The following is an 18,266-nucleotide window of genomic DNA, read 5'->3' as shown; positions in this document are numbered from 1 at the left end:
ACAAGCGTAAAAAATTGCCATCCTTGTCAGCAGACGCGGCCTAAAACCGGTCTGTGGACAAGAAATAAAACCTTTGCTGGATACTTGAACCAGCCGCTAAATGGAGTGTTAAACGGGTCGTTAGCCGAGCCGCTAACCAGGCAGAGAGTCGTACAGCAGGCGGCTGCGATAGGTGAGATTGGCGGCCTTGCAGTTATCAAGCAAGCCACTGTTAGGCAGGCACGTATGCATATACCAGGGTAAGTCGGTCCTTGGCGTCAACCTGATCTTATCTAGGCGACTGGGCTCGTCTTGTTGCGCTAGGGTATAGGCGAGCAGATACAAGGGTTGCTGCTCGGGATGTAAAAAATAGCTTGGGTGCGAGCCCATGGCCCGCTGGGGCAGTTGTACCGGATGAGAGGTGGGCGCTTTATGCTGCTTGGCGTCCATATCCATTTCAAGCGTAAAGGTGAGACAGGGTGCTGTACTTTGCACTTGCTGCGTCGCACACAGTGCAGTTGGCACCGGCGCGGAACTCTGCTGCGAAAACTGCCCAGCACCGAGCGCACTTGCAAAAACAAGCGTGATGGCAGCCACCCAGATTATCAAAAATGCACGCACAATCAGCTCACCCACAAATCATCATCTTGCCCCGTTAAGTTGTTATTTCGACATCGGGCAATCTACTCTTATATATGGGCAAAAGACGATAAATCAAACCTCTATCTAAAAAATCGCTGTTTGGGAGATGCTATGCTAGGTCAGGTATTTAACGATGCGGTCGCGCGCTTAAAGCGCATTGGTGCACTCACCCAGTGCTCTAATCAGGTGATCAGTGCCCTCAGTCATGCCAATGCCATGTTGCACGTCAATGTTGAGGTGCGCATGGACAATGGTCATATTCACTACTTCCCCGGCTATCGCTGTCAACACAATAATGTGCTCGGCCCGACCAAGGGCGGGATACGTTTTCACCCTCAGGTCAACGCCGATGAAGTACAGGCTTTGGCGCTGTGGATGACGCTAAAATGCGCGGTGGTGGGTATTCCCTTTGGCGGCGCCAAGGGCGGCGTCTGTGTCGACCCAAAAACCCTCTCCCCCTTTGAACTGGAGCGCTTATCCCGCTCCTATGTGCGTGCCATGGCTGACTTTATTGGTCCGGAGCGCGATATTCCCGCCCCGGATGTCTATACCAATGCCCTGATCATGGGTTGGATGATGGATGAATACGAGAAAATTACCCGAGTAAAAAACCCCGCGGTGATCACCGGCAAGCCTATCGCCCTCGGCGGCAGTTTAGGACGAGACGATGCCACCGGCCGCGGCGCCTATTTGTGCATCAAGGAGTTGGAAAAACGCGACCAGCTTACGCCACAAGAAACCCGCGTTGCCGTCCAGGGCTTTGGCAGCGGCGGCTACCATGTGGCGCGCCTGCTCGCCAATGACGGCTATAAGGTGGTGGCGGTCAGTGACTCGCAAGGGGCTATCTATCGTCAGGAAGGTTTGAATATCGACAGTGTTTATCGGCAAAAGCAACAGCATAAGGAGCTCAAAGCCGTGTATTGCGAAGGCTCGGTGTGTGAGGCCCTAGAGCACCAACGCCTCAGTAATGCCGAACTATTGGTCAGTGACGTCGATATCCTGATCCCCGCCGCTCTCGATGGGGTGATCACGGCTGCAAACGCCGCAGCCATTCAAGCCCGTTACATAGTGGAGATTGCCAATGGCCCGGTGACCAGCGACGCCGATGCCATTTTGAAAAATAAAGGGGTGATAGTTATTCCGGATATTCTTGCCAACGCTGGTGGTGTAACCGTCAGCTATTTTGAATGGACGCAAAATCGCTGTGGTCAGCGCTGGGAAAGAGAAAAGGTCAGCGAAGAGCTGAGCCAGGTAATGCAACGCGCCTTTAAGCGCGCCAATGATCTGGTGGAAAAACACGGCATGGACTTTCGCGACGCCGTCTATGCCGTGGCTCTAGAACGCCTCAGTGAAGGCATAGAAGCACACGGCACGCCGGATTATTTCAACGGCGGTTGAACAAACATCTTGCTGCTAAGTTCGACCAGGGCGTCGAGCTTAGCTTTATCGACCGGAGGTTTCCAGGCTATCAACTGCTCCCAAAATGCCAGCTCTTTGAGGCCACCAAAAAACACCACGGCGGCGATCTCCGGAGCAATATCCTTAAGCGCGCCCTTGCTGTGGGCTTCTTCGAACCATTCATTGATACCCTGCTCGCAATGCTTAAAGCGCTCATCGAGCATGGCGGCGCGCTTTTTCGAGCGCAATGATTCGATCAAAATAATACGGGATAAGGTCAAGTAGTCCTTATCCTGAGTCAGCCTCAGTGCAACATCGGCTAACTTTTGCAGCTGCTCTTTAATCGGCGTTTGCATGCAGAAAGGGTTGTCTTGTAGAGGGCGAATACGCTCAATCAACAAATCGACAACGCCGTCAAAAAGTTGTTCCTTGTTGCTGTAGTATTTGTACAGCGTGCGCTTTGATACCTTGGCCTTAGTGGCCACCGCTTCCATGGTCGTGCCTGCCAGCCCGCGTTGGGCAAACAAGGCAATGGCTGCGCCGATCACTGCTTGTTGTTTTGTACTACTCATGTGCCGCCCCTTATGTCAACGCTCGGCAGTATAACTAAACTGCACTAAGAAGATAGTTGGTAAACGAAAAAGTATACCTAAATTAAAAAAAAGTATACACTTTCGTTTACTTGGTGACCATTGGGTTACAATAATTACATTTAGCAAAGTGAATTCATTCTTTGGGGAATTGACGCTACGCTTTCTTTAAAGTGGCTTTTTTGCCATGCGATAACAGCCTGAAGATGCCAAGTATTCCGCCTCGGCGGCACCTAAATACCATATAACTTGCACAGGGAAACGCTTATCTTATGCGCACTAACCTAGTTAATTCTTTCGCCCGCTCCGCGTCTTTGGCGCTCACCGCCAGCTTACTCTTAAGTGCCTGTGAGCAAGGCCCGCAGCAGCAACAACAGGCCATGCCTCCAGCTCAGGTCGAAGTACTGGCCGTCACCCCTATCGACGCGCCCTTTGTGATATCATTGCCAGCCACGGTATCGGGCTCTAAAGAAGTTGAAATTCGCGCCCGCGTCAGTGGCGTGCTTGAGTCTCGAAATTTCTCGGAAGGGCAAAAGGTCAGCGCCGGGCAGTCACTCTTTACCATTGACTTAGCACCCTATCAGCTCGCCTATGAACAGGCCCATGCCGCCGTAGTCGCCGCCAAGGCACGGTTAGAGCAGGCACAAAGAGAAAGTAAGCGACTGGCAAAGCTGCGCGAAGATAAATCGGTTTCCCAGCGCGATTATGATAACGCCCGTTCCAGCGTCGATATCGCCGAGGCGGATCTCAATGCCAGCGAAGTGCAACTGCGCGAAGCCAAGCTCAACCTCGACTATGCCCAAGTGAAGGCCCCGGTTAACGGCATCATGGGTCGTGAGCAGGTGTCCGAAGGCACCTATGTGTCCGGCCCAGAAGTGCTGCTGACGCAGATCACCGCACTCGACCCGGTGCGAGTGCGTTTTGGCTTGTCCGAGCGCGAACAGCTGATGATGCGCCAGGCACAAAAGCGTGGCGAGCTGACGCTGCCCGCCGATGGCCAGTGGCAAACCCAATTGAAACTACAAGACGGCAGCCTGTATGAGCATATGGGCACGGTAAACTTTACCGATGTGCGCATTAACGCCAATACCGGCACCTCTGAATTTCAGGCCATAGTCGCCAACCCGGACTTTAGTCTTCGCCCGGGCCAGTTTGTGCAGGTCGAGTTGCTCGGCGCTGAACACAAGGGCACCTTTGCCGTTCCGCAAAAGGCCGTGCTTGATAATGGCACCGGCAAATTCGTTTACCTTGCTGCCACCAATGAGCAAGGCGCCACCATAGCCCGCCCCGCTCCCGTTGAGGTCGGCGAATGGTATCGCCAACAAAAAGGTGAGCAAATTGAAAACCTGTGGATTATCCGTAGCGGCCTGAGCGCCGGCGATAAGGTGATCGTCGAGGGCATGGCTCGTATCTTCTTCCCGGGCATGCCGGTTAGCGTCATCAACGAGCAAGGATAAGGGCATTATGTTTTCTCGATATTTTATCGATAGGCCGATCTTCGCCTTTGTGATCTCCATCGTCATCGTTCTCGCGGGTCTGGCTGCCATGCGTGCCCTGCCCGTGGCCCAATACCCGGAAATCGCCCCACCTGTGGTGCAGGTGACCGCCAGTTACCCAGGTGCCGCCGCCGAGGTGCTGGAGCAAACCGTGGCTGCTCCCATAGAAAACGCCATCACCGGCGTTGAGGGCATGATGTATATGGCATCGACGTCCACCAGTGCCGGCACCACCACCATAGAAGTGACCTTTGAAATCGGCACCGATGCCGATCAGGCCGCGGTGGACGTAAACAACCGCGTTAAGCAAGTGGAAGCGCGTTTACCCGAGGAAACCCGTCGCCAGGGCGTGGTGGTACAAAAAGGTTCATCCAGCTTTTTGCAGGTGCATGCTTTTTATTCCCCGGACGACAGTCGTTCGGCGCTGTGGACCTCTAACTATGTGACCTTGAATATACTGGATCGCATCAAGCGCATCCCAGGCACCACCAATGTGCAAATATTCGGTGCCAAGGACTATGCCATGCGCATCTGGTTGCGACCGGACTTAATGAGCCAACTTGGCGTGACGGTGAACGAAATCACCACCGCAATTCGTGAGCAAAACTCTCAATATGCCGCCGGTAACATAGGTGCCACGCCAACCCATGTGGCGCCGCAATCTTTGGTCTACAGCGTCACCGCTCGTGGCCGTATGTCGGAGCCAAAAGAATTTGAAAACATTATCTTGCGTGCCAATGCCGATGGCAGCTCGCTGCGTTTAAAAGACGTAGCCCGGGTTGAGCTCGGCGCCAAGGACTATAACTTTGAAGGCAGCTTTAACGGCAAAGAAGCCGTGCTGATGGGTATTTTCCTGCAGCCCGGTGCCAATGCCCTGGAAGTCGCCGAAGAAGTCGGCGCCGTGATGGCCGAATTTAAGCCTCAGTTCCCGGTGGGCCTTGAGCATGTGGTCTCCTACGACACCACTCGCTTTGTTGAAGTGTCCATCCGCGAGGTGTTAAAAACCCTGATAGAAGCCATGATCTTGGTGTTCCTAGTGGTCTATCTGTTCTTACAGAACTGGCGCGCCACCCTTATTCCGACGCTGGCGGTACCGGTTTCCTTGCTTGGCACCTTCGCCGGCATGTATATGTTGGGTTACTCAATCAATACCTTGACCCTGTTCGGCATGGTGCTTTCTATCGGTATCGTCGTCGATGATGCCATCGTGGTGCTGGAAAACGTCGAGCGTATTATGCACGAAGAGCATGTCAGTGCCCGCGACGCGGCGATTAGGGCCATGGGCGAGGTCTCCGGTCCCGTAGTGGCCATAGTCCTGGTGTTATGTTCGGTGTTTGTACCCATCGCCTTCCTCGGCGGTTTGACGGGTGAGCTGTTCCGCCAGTTTGCCATTACCATTTCTATCGCCGTGAGCCTCTCTGGTGTGGTCGCCTTGACCATGACGCCGGCGCTGTGCGTGCTTATTCTTAAACACGAACACAAGCAAACCGCAGGCTTCTTCGTCTGGTTTAATAAGTTCTTTAGTGCGATTACCCATAAATACGTGGGCGCCGTTGGCTTTATGGTGCGCCGTGGTCTGCTGGGTTTAGTGCTTATGGTAGCCATGGTCACTGCCACCATAGGTCTCTGGCAAAAAACGCCCAGTTCACTGGTTCCCGATGAAGATCAGGGTTTCTACATCGTAGCGGTATTCCTACCGGATGGTGCCTCGTTAGAGCGCACCTCCGCGGTGGTGGATGAGGTGATAGCCGCGGTGCAATCAAACCCGGCGAACGAAAATATTGCCTCCTTTACTGGCTTTGACTTTATCGGCGGCGGTTTTAAAAACAATGCCGCGACCATGTTCGTCACCCAAACCCATTGGGATGACCGCGAGGTAGATACCAAGGCCCTGGTCGGCGAGCTGTTTGGCAAAACCGCCCATATCAATGAGGCTCTTGTTCTGGCGTTTAACCCGCCGGCTATTTTCGGCTTAGGAAGCACGGGCGGCTTTGAGTTTTATATTCAAAATAAAGGGGCCGGAGGCCCGGAGAAACTGCAGCAGGCCATGCAACTGGTGATGAGTGAGGCGCAAAAGAGCCCCATAGTCGGCGGCGTGCAGACCCTGTGGCGCCCGGACGCACCGCAATTGAAGGTGGATATTGACCGCGAGCAGGCCCGTGCCATGGGCGTCAATATTAACGAGGCCTTTAATACCTTGGCCGGTACGCTGGGAACCTACTATGTGAATGACTTCAACAAGTTTGGGCGCGCCTGGCAGGTATTAATGTCGGCAGAGGCACAATATCGCATGCAGCCTCAGGACATTGGCCGTATTTATGTTAAAAGCAGCTCAGGTGAGATGGTGCCCATGTCGGCCTTTACCACCATGGAGTTTAGCCGCGGCCCTGATAGCCTCAGCCGCTACAACAACCTGCCGGCGGTCAAACTGCTGGGCGAGGCGGCACCGGGTTACAGCTCGGGTCAGGCCATCGCCGAAATCGAGCGTATTGCCGCCCAGGTTTTGCCTGCGGATATGAGCTATGACTGGACCGGCACCGCCTTCCAGGAAAAGCGCAGCTCGGGTACGACCGGGTTGGCGCTGGGCCTGGCGGTGATCATGGTGTTTTTGATCCTCGCGGCGCTCTATGAGCGTTGGTCTTTGCCCTTGTCCGTGATGCTGGCCCTGCCCTTTGGTACCTTTGGCGCGCTTATTTCCATTTGGATAGCGGGCCTGACCAATGATGTCTACTTCCAAATTGGTCTGGTTACCTTGCTCGGTCTGGCCGGTAAGAATGCCATTTTGATCGTCGAATATGCCTTGCTTAAGCATCAACAGGGCTGGAGTGCCGCTGCAGCAGCACTTGAGGCTGCCCGACTGCGTTTTCGCCCCATTATCATGACCTCCATGGCCTTTATCCTTGGCGTTGTGCCCTTGGTGCTGAGCTCGGGAGCTGGTGCCGGTGCCCGCCACAGTGTCGGTACCGGGGTCATGGGCGGCATGATGGCGGCCACCTTCCTGGCCGTATTCTTTGTGCCCCTGTTCTTCTACTGGCTAACTCAACGTCGCCTCGGTGAGCGCCGCTCACGCCAGGAGCTCGCGGATGAAATTGCCAGTCAGCATAAAAAGGAACATGTGGATACCAAGGAAGGCTTGGTTTAAAACAACTATAAAAGGCGGCAAAAATTGCCGCCAATCCGCCTTCAACGCGGGATATTTAGCTGACATTCAAGCTATTAATGCTAAACTAGCGGCTTGTTTTTCAGTGATTGACAGCAATGACCTTTAGATTACTTCCCGAGTGGCATCCACAGGATGCGGTAATGCTCACCTGGCCCCATCAAGACACCGACTGGGCGGCCAACCTATCTGCCGTTGAGCAGGTTTATCTTGAATTAAGCAAGCACATCAGCGCACGCCAACGCCTGCTGATCGTAGCCGACAATGCCGAACTAAAAGCGCAGATCCGCAGCAAGCTGGTTGAGCAAGGTGTCGACCTGACTCAGGTATGCTTTGTTGATGCGCCCTGTAACGACACTTGGGCAAGGGATCATGGCCCGCTGACTCTCAGCGACGGGCAAGAGCTTAAGGCCATAGATTGCCAATTCACCGCCTGGGGCGGTAAATATCAGGCCGACAAAGACAATGCCATTAATGGCCAACTGTTTGCGCAAGCGCTCAATCAAGGCGTGCGCACCCAGCAGAGCGATTTTATCCTCGAAGGCGGCGCCATTGAAATTAACGAGCACGGCGTACTGCTAAGCACCCGCGCCTGCGTACACAATAAAAACCGCAATGCCAGCATGAGCGCAGAGCAAATCGATGCGGCATTGGCCGAGTTGCTTGGCGCCAACAAGATTCTTTGGCTCGAGCATGGTTACCTGGCCGGGGATGATACCGACTCTCATATCGATACTCTGGTACGTTTTGCGCCTAACAACACCCTGGTATATGTGCGCTGCGATGACCCGCAGGATGAGCACTATGACGAGCTTGGCAAAATGGCCGAAGAGCTGGTGGCTCTGCGCGGTCTTAATGACGAGGCCTATGAGCTAATCGCACTGCCTTGGCCTAAGGCCGTGTACAACAGCGAAGGCGATCGTCTCCCTGCCACCTACGCCAACTACCTTATTATTAACGATGCTGTCTTGGTGCCGACCTACAATGACAGTCATGATCAGGTGGCGCTGGCACAAATAGCCAAGGCCTATCCGGGACGTGAAGTAATTGGCGTAGACTGCTGCGCCCTGATTGAACAATTTGGCAGCCTGCACTGTATTACCATGCAGTTGCCCCATGGTTTTTTGGAGAATAAATAATGTCCTCTTCGAATTTAGCCGTTGCACTCGTACAGCAGCAAAACACCGCAGACCGCGACTTTAACCTTAACAATTCCATCGCCGGGATCCGCGAGGCCGCCGCCAATGGCGCCAAGTTGGTAGTGCTGCAGGAGCTGCATACCGGCCTGTACTTTTGCCAAAGCGAAGACGTAAACCAGTTTGACCTGGCCGAAACCATTCCTGGTCCAAGTACGGATACCCTGGGTGCACTGGCCAAAGAACTGAATATAGTGATCGTTGCCTCCTTGTTCGAGCGCCGCGCCGCAGGTCTTTACCACAATACTGCTGTGGTACTTGAATGCGATGGCAGCATCGCAGGTAAATACCGCAAGATGCATATTCCGGACGACCCAGGCTTCTACGAGAAGTTTTACTTTACTCCGGGCGATCTTGGTTTCGAGCCCATTAAAACCTCGGTGGGCACCTTGGGCGTACTCGTGTGCTGGGATCAGTGGTTCCCTGAAGCGGCACGTCTAATGGCCACGAAAGGTGCAGAAATTCTGATTTACCCAACCGCTATCGGCTGGGATCCTAACGACGATGCCGCAGAGCAAAAGCGTCAGCAAGACGCCTGGGTCATTTCGCAACGTGCCCACGCGGTCGCCAACGGTGTGTATGTGATCAGTGCCAACCGCACAGGTTTTGAAGCGGATCCCACGGGCCACAGTGCCGGTATCCAATTCTGGGGTCACTCTTTTATCGCCGGACCTCAGGGTGAGTTTTTGGCCACCGCCAGTGATGACAAGGCCGAAGTATTAAGCGCCGACTTAGATCTGGCCCGTGGCGAGAATGTACGCCGTATCTGGCCTTATCTACGTGACCGCCGTATCGATCATTATGGCGACCTAACCAAACTTTATCGCGACTAAAACGGAGATTTCCATGCAGTTAGCGCAGTTCATCGAATTGCCTTGGGTAAAAACGCAACAAGATAAAATCAAATGGGGTCAGTTAAGCGGCAGCGCTCTGACCCTGAGTGTCGGCGAAGCGGTGAAGCAACACCCGCAATTGGTGGTGTTAGTCACCCCGGATACGCCCACGGCATTGAAACTTGAGCACGAACTTCATGCGCTACTGCCTCGCGAACAGGTCATGGTGTTTCCCGACTGGGAAACCCTACCCTATGATCACTTTTCGCCGCATCAGGATATCGTCTCCACCCGCCTAAGCACCTTGAGCCGCTTGCGCGACTCGCATCAGGGTGTGTTGATAGTGCCGGTATCGACCCTGATGCTGCGCGCATCGCCCAAACAATTTATCTATGGCAATGCCATCGTCTATCGCGTCGGTGACACCCTGAATATCGACAAGCTGCGCAAACAGCTGGACGACGCCGGCTATATACACACCCAACAGGTGATGGCGCATGGTGAATACGCGGTGCGCGGCTCTGTTGTCGACCTTTTCGCCATGGGCCAAAATGCGCCGGTGCGTTTTGATCTATTCGATGACGAAATCGACAGCATGAGTCATTTCGATGTCGATACCCAGCGCTCCAGCGAGCAAATCAAGGCCATCAACCTGCTCCCCGCCCATGAGTTTGGTACCACGGATACGGACATAGAACGTTTTCGTATCCAATACCGTGAAGCCTTTGGCGCCAGTGCCGAGCAAGACTCTGTGTATATGCAGGTCTCCAAGGGCGCATTGCCACCTGGGATAGAATATTATTTGCCGCTGTTTTTTGAGCAGTTGGACACTTTATTCGATTACCTGCCCGAGCAGGCCGTGTTTATGCATATGGGCGATATTCAGCACGGTGCCGAGCGTTTCTTAGCGGATGTCTACAGCCGTTATACCAGTCGCAAGGTTGACCCGCTGCGCCCCTTGTTGGAGCCGCAACGTCTCTATCTGCCCATTGAAGAGCTTAACAGCCGCTTTAAACAGTATCCGCGTATCGAGCTCTCCCAAGCCAGTCTGCCGCTGCGCGCCGGGCATTTTAACCTGGGCACAGAGCCCTTGCCCGAGGTGCGCATCGACCATGCCAAACAGCCCCCCTTTGGTGCATTTTTGGACTATGTCCTGGCGGAAAAACAGAACAAGGGCCGCATCGTTTTAAGTGTGGAATCCGATGGCCGCCGCGAAGCACTCTTGACCCTGCTAAAACCGAGCGGGTTAAAAATTACACCTTGTGAAAACCTCGATACGGCGCTCGCCAGCGATGCGGATATCACCCTGATCGTCGCGCCCTTTGAGCAAAGCGTGGTGCTCAATCAAAACGGCCGTGTCAGCCTGATCACAGAGCAGGAATTACTGGGTATTCGCGTCTCCCAACGACGTCGCCGTAAACACAAGCATCAGGTCAGCAGTGACGCCCTTATTCGTAACCTGGCTGAACTCAAAGAAGGCCAGCCCATAGTGCACCTCGACCATGGTGTCGGCCGCTACATCGGCCTGGAAACCCTGGACGCTGCAGGCGTGGCCACCGAGTTTGTGACCATAATGTATGCCAACGACGCCAAGCTTTACGTCCCTGTGGCCGCCTTGCATATGCTTAGTCGCTACTCTGGCGGTGAAGAAGCCAGCGCCCCGTTACATAAACTGGGTTCAGATGCCTGGGAAAAAGCCAAAAAACGCGCCGCCGAAAAGGTCCGCGATGTGGCCGCCGAATTACTTGATATTTATGCCAAGCGGCAGGCCAAGCCCGGCTACAAATTTGCTCTCGATGAAGCAGGCTATCGCCAGTTCAGTGACAACTTTGTCTTTGAAGAAACCGAAGATCAGCAAAATGCCATCACCGCCGTGCTTGAAGATATGCGCAGCAAAAACGCCATGGACCGCCTGGTGTGTGGTGATGTAGGTTTTGGTAAAACCGAAGTCGCCATGCGCGCCGCCTATGTTGCCGTGGCCGATGGTAAGCAGGTGGCGGTATTGGTACCGACCACCTTGTTGGCGCAGCAGCACTTTGAAAACTTCCGCGACCGCTTTGCCGACTTCCCGGTAACGGTAGATATCCTATCGCGCTTTAAATCCACCAAGGAGCAAAATGCGACCCTGGCCAAGATTAAAGAAGGTCAGGTGGATATAGTGATAGGTACTCATAAACTGCTGCAGGAAAACATCGACTTTGCCGATTTAGGACTGTTGGTGGTGGACGAAGAGCACCGTTTTGGCGTACGTCAGAAAGAAAAAATCAAGGCGCTGCGTGCCGATGTCGATATTCTCACCCTGACCGCTACGCCAATTCCAAGAACGCTGAACATGGCCATGAGTGGCATGCGCGATCTCTCCATTATCGCCACCCCGCCGGCAAAACGCCTGGCGGTAAAAACCTTTGTTCGTCAGCGCGATGATGAAATGATCCGTGAAGCCATTTTGCGGGAAATTAAGCGCGGGGGTCAGGTTTACTTCCTGCACAATAATGTTGAAACCATAGAGCGCACCGCCGAAGACATCCGCACTATCGTGCCAGAAGCAACGGTGGCCGTAGCCCACGGACAAATGCGTGAGCGCGAGCTGGAATCCCTGATGAGCGATTTCTATCATCAGCGCTTCAACGTGCTGGTCTGTACCACCATAATCGAAACCGGTATAGATATTCCCAGCGCCAATACCATTATTATGGACAGAGCCGATCGCCTTGGTCTGGCGCAACTGCATCAGCTAAGGGGCCGTGTTGGTCGCAGCCATCACCAGGCCTACGCCTATTTGTTAACGCCACCGCCCAAAGCCATGTCTAAAGATGCGCAAAAACGTCTCGAGGCCATCGCCTCGCTGGAAGACCTGGGCGCTGGCTTTACCCTGGCCACCCATGATTTGGAAATCCGTGGCGCCGGTGAACTGCTTGGCGATGAGCAAAGCGGGCAAATTCAAACTATCGGCTTTAGCATGTATATGGAAATGCTGGAGCAGGCCGTTGAAGCATTAAAAAATGGCCAGGAGCCCACCTTGGACAAGCTGCTTAAATCCCACACAGAAGTGGATTTAAAGCTGCCCGCCCTGCTGCCTAATGATTATATAGGCGATGTAAATCTGCGTTTAGGCCTTTATAAGCGCATCGCCAGTGCCGGTGATACGGAAACTCTGGACGAGCTTAAGGTAGAGCTTATTGACCGTTTTGGCCTGTTACCCGATGCCACACAGCACTTATTCGCCCTGCAGGAGTTGAAACAACGTGCCGGTGCAATAGGAATAACCAAGGTTGAAGCCAATCCTAAGGGCGGTTATTTTGAATTTAGCCAGCAAACCAAGGTCAGTCCGGGCTTTATTATTGGTTTAATTCAAGCGGATCCAAAACACTATAGAATGGAAGGCGCGAATCGGTTACGCTTTATGATCAGTGAAGCCAACGCCAAAGAGCGACTTAAATTAATTACGGCAATGATCACTGAATTTGAAGCCAAGGTAGGAAATTAATGATAAGAAAAATGTTAGTTATATTGGCGGCCATGCTCAGTGCCCCAAGTTACGCGGACGGTCGTTGGTTTGAAATCGAGATACTGGTTTTTGAACAAGGTCAGACTGGCAGTACGGAAACCTTGCGTAATGAAGAACTCGAGTTAGACAAGTATCAATACGATAACGACCTGCTGACCCCAGCTTATCTGCGCACTCTTAATAGTCAATGTGATAATGGCCAGATCAGCCCACCACAGCGTACTACAGACGCTTTTACAAATTCAGGGCAAACGCAAAGCGAGGGCTGTGATTACAATAACGCCGACCTGGTAAATCTGCAGCGCTTGCCCAAGATCCCCAATGCCGAGACCCAAAGCCATACCGCCAGCCCCTATGTGTTGGCGCCGGAGCAGCTGCAATTTAAAGAGCAGCGCCAAGCTCTCAGCCGTAAAGGTAAGCAACTTCTGTTGCACACAGGTTGGCGTTTCGCTGGGCAATCTAAGCGTGCAGCACCACGTTTTCGCCTTTTCGGCGGCGAGCAGGTTGCCACCTTGAGTGAGCTTCCCGAGCAGCTGACAGAAGATAGTCTATTATTATCGCCAAGCACCCATTATGAACCGCAGTGGCAACTGGACGGTTTTTTAAAGGTGCACCTGAATCATTATCTATACATCACCTCTAACCTAGTAACCCGTGCCATTGGCGACACAGATACCTCGGTCAGTGGTGAGTTTTCACAATTTCGCCGCGTGATTTCCGGCGAGATTCATTATTTCGATCACCCGCAAATTGGCATGCTGGTGCAAATTAGACGTTTTAATCACTAATGAGTGAAAAGGAAAATAACATGAAAAAATCACTACTTTTAGCCATCACTGCAGGTCTTACTTTAAGCGCTTGTTCTAAAGTAACCTTGGAAAATTATGAACAAATCAAGGTCGGCATGGACCGCGCAGAAGTAGAAGCGCTATTAGGCAGCCCATCGGCCTGTGAAGACAAAGCCCTACACACCAACTGCGTCTGGGGCTCAGAAAGTAAAAACATCCAGGTTACTCTGGTATCAGATAAAGTAACCCTTTATTCTGAAAAAGGCCTGTAATACAGGCTCGGTGGCGCTGCTACCCATTAGCTCTGCTGCACCTCACCTATAGGCTCTAAGGCCACTACGGCAGAGCGATTTACCGTGATCTTATAGCGCTGGGCATATTTTTCGCCAGCGCTAGTATGAGTGACCAATACCAGGTTAATTTGGTAGCGCCGCTCTACCGTATGTTTGCGGATCCCCTTGCCAGTATATTCATACAGTTTCCCTTCCCCTTTACGTAAATAACGCACCATGGGTGCCAGACTAATACTAGTTGTTTGATTTAAGGCATCATAGCCAGGCAGGAACTCATTCACCAAAATTTCATTTTCAAACTGCATATATAACCACTTAGCCGCCTGTTTATTTTGCTGACGACGCTTTGAAAATATAGCAGCCACATCTTTTGGTATACGCTTAGGTCGAATATATTCAAGCCAGACTTTTTGTTTACCTATCCGCGTACGTGTGGTGTTGTTGTAGAATATGTTCAGCCACTTAGCACGGCCACGAATAATACGGCGCCAAATAAAATAGGTGAGATCTTCCTTAAAAATTTCCCGCAAACCATAAATAGCACCCAATAAAGCCACCAGGCCTACCGTGACCTGAGTGAAATTGGTACGCGTATTGAGCACCAGCACCATCACAAAGGCCATAATCACTGCGGTAACCGAGCCCTTCACCATACGTTTAAGTACGGCATCGAGATTTTTTGCCTCCCTTTTCAACACCACTCCATGCTCAATTAAGCGCTGTAGTAGCAACATCTTGTTGGCAAGGCGGTTGGGATCTTCCAAAGTCGGGGAAGAATTATAGCGGGCATTTTCGCGGTGCTCGTTTTCATCTTGGCAATATTGTAGTAATTGCGAGCGCTCCAGGCCAAAGTCGGTGGTTTTTGGTGCCTTATCGAGCAGCTTTAATAGTCCTTGCTCTATATACCAACTAAGAAAATTATCGGCATTGTGATAAAAGGATAATAGCTTTCTATCTTGTGGTTTATAGCGACGTAAACGCTTTAAAAGCCGTTGAGTTTCATGCATTAATGCCAGAGAACGTATATAAAACTCATCAGCCTCACTAATACTCAGCGCCTCGGCAATATCAGCATCTACAGCCAGGCGTACCTGGTAGCAATATAAGTTCAGATTTTGCCGGTATTCTTGATCATCCCCCCGCACCTTACTCACATAACGACTACGAACCAAGGGTAAATGTATACCACTGGCGTTATAGGCCAGATGACTTTTTATATGGTTATAGTAAAAGCTCTCTTCACTCAGGGTATTGGGGTTAATGCCCATTTCGTTGGGGATACAAAAAAACAATTCGATACGGGTGTGGGATTTAGGGTGCAATGACTGCCCCAACGCCAAACGCAAGCCTTCATCAAGTTTGAGCGTAGCAATTTCGTGCAATGATTAACCCCCATATTTTATTGATAATAAAAGTATAACCTATTTTTCAGGGATAAAAAAAATGCCCATCAGCACGCTGACAGGCATTTTAATGCTAAGGCACTAAGGCCAATTAGAACTTAACGTTCACACTCGCAAAGAAGCGACGACCTAGTACATCATAAGTGTACGGGTCAGTGTTAGAATCGTTATTACCTGTGTAGTAAGGTGCTTGCTTATCAAATAGGTTGTTTACACCACCAGAAAGCGACACAGTGTCGTTGAAGATGTAAGAACCGCTGATGTCGTGGTAAACCACTGTGCCAACGCTTGGTACTAGACACTTGCTGCTTTCTTTTTGACAAGAGTAATCATCAAGACCGTCGATCATGCGTGCTTGATACTGAGCATCCCAGTTATCACCGGCAACATTTAGGGTGAAGTTGGTCTTGTACTCAGCATAGCTGCCCAGACCTGAAGTTATCAAACCAGCGTAATCAACGCTGTCTACACCTGTAGACTCAACAATGTACTCGTCAAGGATAGTGATATCCAGGCCAGTACGCCAAGCTAGATCAAGAGCGTCAAACGCATACTTGAAGTTTACGTCATAACCCTTAGTTTGCTCGGTACCAATGTTTTTCAACTGGTTGTTGAAGCTGATACGGCCGGTGTTTTGGTTAAAATTAACGCCTGCAAACTGACATAGGGCAAGATCGTTATTGATATTAGCGCCTGTTGTCGAATCAAGGCAGGTGTCTACGATATATTGTTCGTTTTCACTGGCAATGGCGTTTTCAATTTCAATGTCGAAGTAATCAACCGTCATTGAGAAACCATCTAACCATGAAGGCGCGTATACGAAACCTGCGGTTAGCGTATCAGCTTCTTCCGGAGTCAATTGATCGTTACCACCTACAGTCACTTCAGCCTGGTCTTGAGCATTTTCAACGTCAAAATCAACCTGTTCAAATGATGGACCTTGACCAGCATATAGCTCGTTTACAGTCGGGGCACGGAACGCCGTTGAACGTACCGCACGAACCATAAACTCATCATTTACACGATAAGTTAGACCTAGCTTCCAGGTCTCGTCTGAGCCAAATGTGCTGTAGTCGAATGCACGTACGGCTGCACTTAGGTCGATGCTGTCAGCAAATGCCGTATCGGCAACTAGCGGTACAGCGAATTCAACATAGGCTTCGTTTACATCGAAACGACCGCCCGTTGGGTCAACGCGAGGGTCATTGGCAAGACCTTGTGAAGTTAGTGAATCTGGTACGTACCAAGCCTTTTCTTCACGACGCTCGATACCCGCTGCAAAACCTACATAACCGGCAGGAAGTTCAAAAATCTCACCGTTTAGGCCGGCTGACATGATCAATAACTGGCTACCGCCCGAGTTGTTTTCGGTGTAAACGTCGTCAGCTAGGTTAGCAGCAGTCCAATGACCTTGGTTTAGCGGGTTGAAGGTACCTGCAGCGATTTTGTCTTGAATTGAACCCATGTTCAGCAGGTTAGTAGCGCGGTCAACCGAGTCGTTACGACCGAATACTACCGATGTATCCCAGCCCCAACCGTTGTCGAACGCACCGTTTAGGCCAATTACGGCACGTACGGTATCAACAACCTGCTCGTAACCACGAGGACCAATGTCGGTCATACGACGACCGTAAGAGATGGCTTCACCATCTGCAACACCGTGTGATAGTAGTGAGTCACCCATGTTAGCTGCATCGTATTCAAAGTCGAACCATACCGGCTGAGGTGCCATTTGCTGATCTGACCAACGCTTAGAGTAAGTGAACTCTGTTACTAGAAGAGTGTCGTCTGTAAGCTCAAAGTTACCGATACCCGTCAGGTTAAGACGACGCATTGGTGTGTAAAGATAGCTTTCTTTTGAGAAATTATAGGCATCGTTCTCTGCGGCATAATCGTGCCAGCTGCCATCTTCATTACCTTGTAGACTCGCATTGTCAGCCCAAATGTGGCCGAAAGGCGTGTAAGAAGAACCGCCACAGTAGAAGCTCTTGTTGTCGTAATCTTCTTCGATTGGACAATCAGAGAAATCACGGTCTGCCTGAGAAGCATCGCCACGGTCTGTGTACTGAAGACCGATTACCACGTTACCACGGTCAAAGCTGGTACCCATGGTGATGTCGAATGAAGTCTCGTCGGCATCGCCTTCACCTGTGATGGCGCCGCTTAGGTTCATGTCTAGGCCTTCGAAATCATCTTTAAGGATGATGTTCACAACACCGGCTACTGCGTCGGTACCGTAAACGGCAGAAGCACCGTCTTTTAGTACTTCAACCGATTTGATCATAGAAACTGGGATGGTGTTAAGGTCAACCGTTGACGCAGCACCTGTACCTGAATTGATCATACGACGACCGTTTACAAGTACTAGCGTACGCTGAGCACCTAAACCACGAAGGTCAACGCGTGCGTTACCACCTGAACCGTTGTTTACGGCCGGGTTGGTCATGGCACCGCTGGCAGCGGTCATTTTTTGTAATACGCTGTCGATGCTGGTCGCACCCATGGCTTTAATATCGTTGGCACCGATTAGGGTAACCGGAGAAGCGGTTTCCATATCGGTACGCTTGATGCGTGAGCCTGTTACTTGAATCTTTTCAATTGCTTCGGCTGAAGAATCCGCAGCAATTGCTTGAACACTTGAGAACATAGGCAATGCTGCTAAAACAGCTAGCCCTAGTTGTGTCTTTTTCATATTAAACCCTACTTGTTGAATTTTCACCCGTTTAGGGTGGTTATACAGTTCATATTTTTATGAAGTTACTGCATAACGCCGAGCAACTTAGGTTTAATTAACTGAATGAAAACTGAATGAGCGAACATGGATTAAGCACCATAAAATACTCCACCTTCTGCCTTAAACTCATGTAACCACTTGTTATAAATGTTTACACCAAAAAGCCTTTAAAAATGCGGGGTGAGGTACTAATAAAACAACAATTTTTGATACCTGAAACTATATGCGACAACTTTGTAACTCGAT

12 protein-coding genes are annotated in these 18,266 nt (G+C 51.3%); 8 read left to right on the top strand and 4 right to left on the bottom strand.

The features are described 5' to 3' along the window. Window positions 1-132: 132 nt before the first annotated feature. Window positions 133-576, bottom strand: coding sequence for a hypothetical protein (locus tag C2M24_RS05355; protein ID WP_158683696.1), 444 nt, complete (start codon window positions 574-576; stop codon window positions 133-135). Window positions 577-732: 156 nt separating this feature from the next. Between C2M24_RS05355 and C2M24_RS05350 the strand changes: the two genes are divergently transcribed. Next, on the top strand, window positions 733-2,019 hold the full coding sequence (locus tag C2M24_RS05350; RefSeq protein WP_105213565.1) for a Glu/Leu/Phe/Val family dehydrogenase: 1,287 nt from the start codon (window positions 733-735) through the stop codon (window positions 2,017-2,019). Here the strand turns inward: C2M24_RS05350 and C2M24_RS05345 are convergent. After that, window positions 2,001-2,591: a TetR/AcrR family transcriptional regulator gene (locus tag C2M24_RS05345; RefSeq protein WP_105213564.1), complete on the bottom strand. Its 591-nt coding sequence runs from the start codon at window positions 2,589-2,591 to the stop codon at window positions 2,001-2,003. The genes C2M24_RS05350 and C2M24_RS05345 overlap by 19 nt on opposite strands. A 290-nt stretch (window positions 2,592-2,881) precedes the next feature. Between C2M24_RS05345 and C2M24_RS05340 the strand changes: the two genes are divergently transcribed. The 7 genes from C2M24_RS05340 to bamE all read left to right on the top strand — a co-directional run bounded on the left by C2M24_RS05340 (window position 2,882) and on the right by bamE (window position 13,862). Then, a complete protein-coding gene (locus tag C2M24_RS05340) occupies window positions 2,882-4,066 on the top strand; it encodes an efflux RND transporter periplasmic adaptor subunit (RefSeq protein ID WP_105213563.1) in 1,185 nt (394 codons plus the stop codon). A 7-nt stretch (window positions 4,067-4,073) separates the two neighbouring features. Further along, complete coding sequence (locus tag C2M24_RS05335; RefSeq protein ID WP_105213562.1) at window positions 4,074-7,247, top strand: efflux RND transporter permease subunit; 3,174 nt, start codon at window positions 4,074-4,076, stop codon at window positions 7,245-7,247. A 116-nt stretch (window positions 7,248-7,363) separates the two neighbouring features. Continuing rightward, window positions 7,364-8,404, top strand: coding sequence for an agmatine deiminase family protein (locus C2M24_RS05330; RefSeq protein WP_105199835.1), 1,041 nt, complete (start codon window positions 7,364-7,366; stop codon window positions 8,402-8,404). Further along, window positions 8,401-9,294 carry a carbon-nitrogen hydrolase gene (locus C2M24_RS05325; RefSeq protein WP_105213561.1) on the top strand — a complete coding sequence of 298 codons (894 nt, stop codon included), beginning with the start codon at window positions 8,401-8,403 and terminating at the stop codon, window positions 9,292-9,294. The genes C2M24_RS05330 and C2M24_RS05325 overlap by 4 nt, the downstream gene beginning before the upstream one ends. A gap of 13 nt (window positions 9,295-9,307) precedes the next feature. After that, entirely contained in the window at window positions 9,308-12,781 is a 3,474-nt protein-coding gene (mfd, locus tag C2M24_RS05320; protein WP_105213560.1) for a transcription-repair coupling factor, read from the top strand. An 11-nt stretch (window positions 12,782-12,792) separates the two neighbouring features. After that, complete coding sequence (locus C2M24_RS05315; RefSeq protein ID WP_158683695.1) at window positions 12,793-13,590, top strand: CsiV family protein; 798 nt, start codon at window positions 12,793-12,795, stop codon at window positions 13,588-13,590. Between the two features lie 20 nt (window positions 13,591-13,610). Continuing rightward, window positions 13,611-13,862: an outer membrane protein assembly factor BamE domain-containing protein gene (gene bamE / locus C2M24_RS05310; RefSeq protein WP_105199921.1), complete on the top strand. Its 252-nt coding sequence runs from the start codon at window positions 13,611-13,613 to the stop codon at window positions 13,860-13,862. A 26-nt stretch (window positions 13,863-13,888) separates the two neighbouring features. Here bamE and C2M24_RS05305 read toward each other — a convergent pair whose 3' ends face one another. Together C2M24_RS05305 and C2M24_RS05300 are read right to left on the bottom strand one after the other, a co-directional pair. Next, the gene (locus C2M24_RS05305) at window positions 13,889-15,265 is read right to left on the bottom strand and encodes a hypothetical protein (protein WP_442792502.1); all 1,377 of its coding nucleotides are present in this window, start codon (window positions 15,263-15,265) and stop codon (window positions 13,889-13,891) included. A 112-nt stretch (window positions 15,266-15,377) separates the two neighbouring features. After that, complete coding sequence (locus C2M24_RS05300; RefSeq protein WP_105213558.1) at window positions 15,378-17,978, bottom strand: TonB-dependent receptor; 2,601 nt, start codon at window positions 17,976-17,978, stop codon at window positions 15,378-15,380. Window positions 17,979-18,266: the final 288 nt, after the last annotated feature.

It is taken from the genome of Pseudoalteromonas sp. T1lg22, assembly GCF_002964645.1.
Classification (GTDB): Bacteria; Pseudomonadota; Gammaproteobacteria; order Enterobacterales; family Alteromonadaceae; genus Pseudoalteromonas.
The sequence above is the reverse complement of the archived record's forward strand: the minus strand, read 5'-3'. Positions and strand labels throughout refer to the sequence as shown.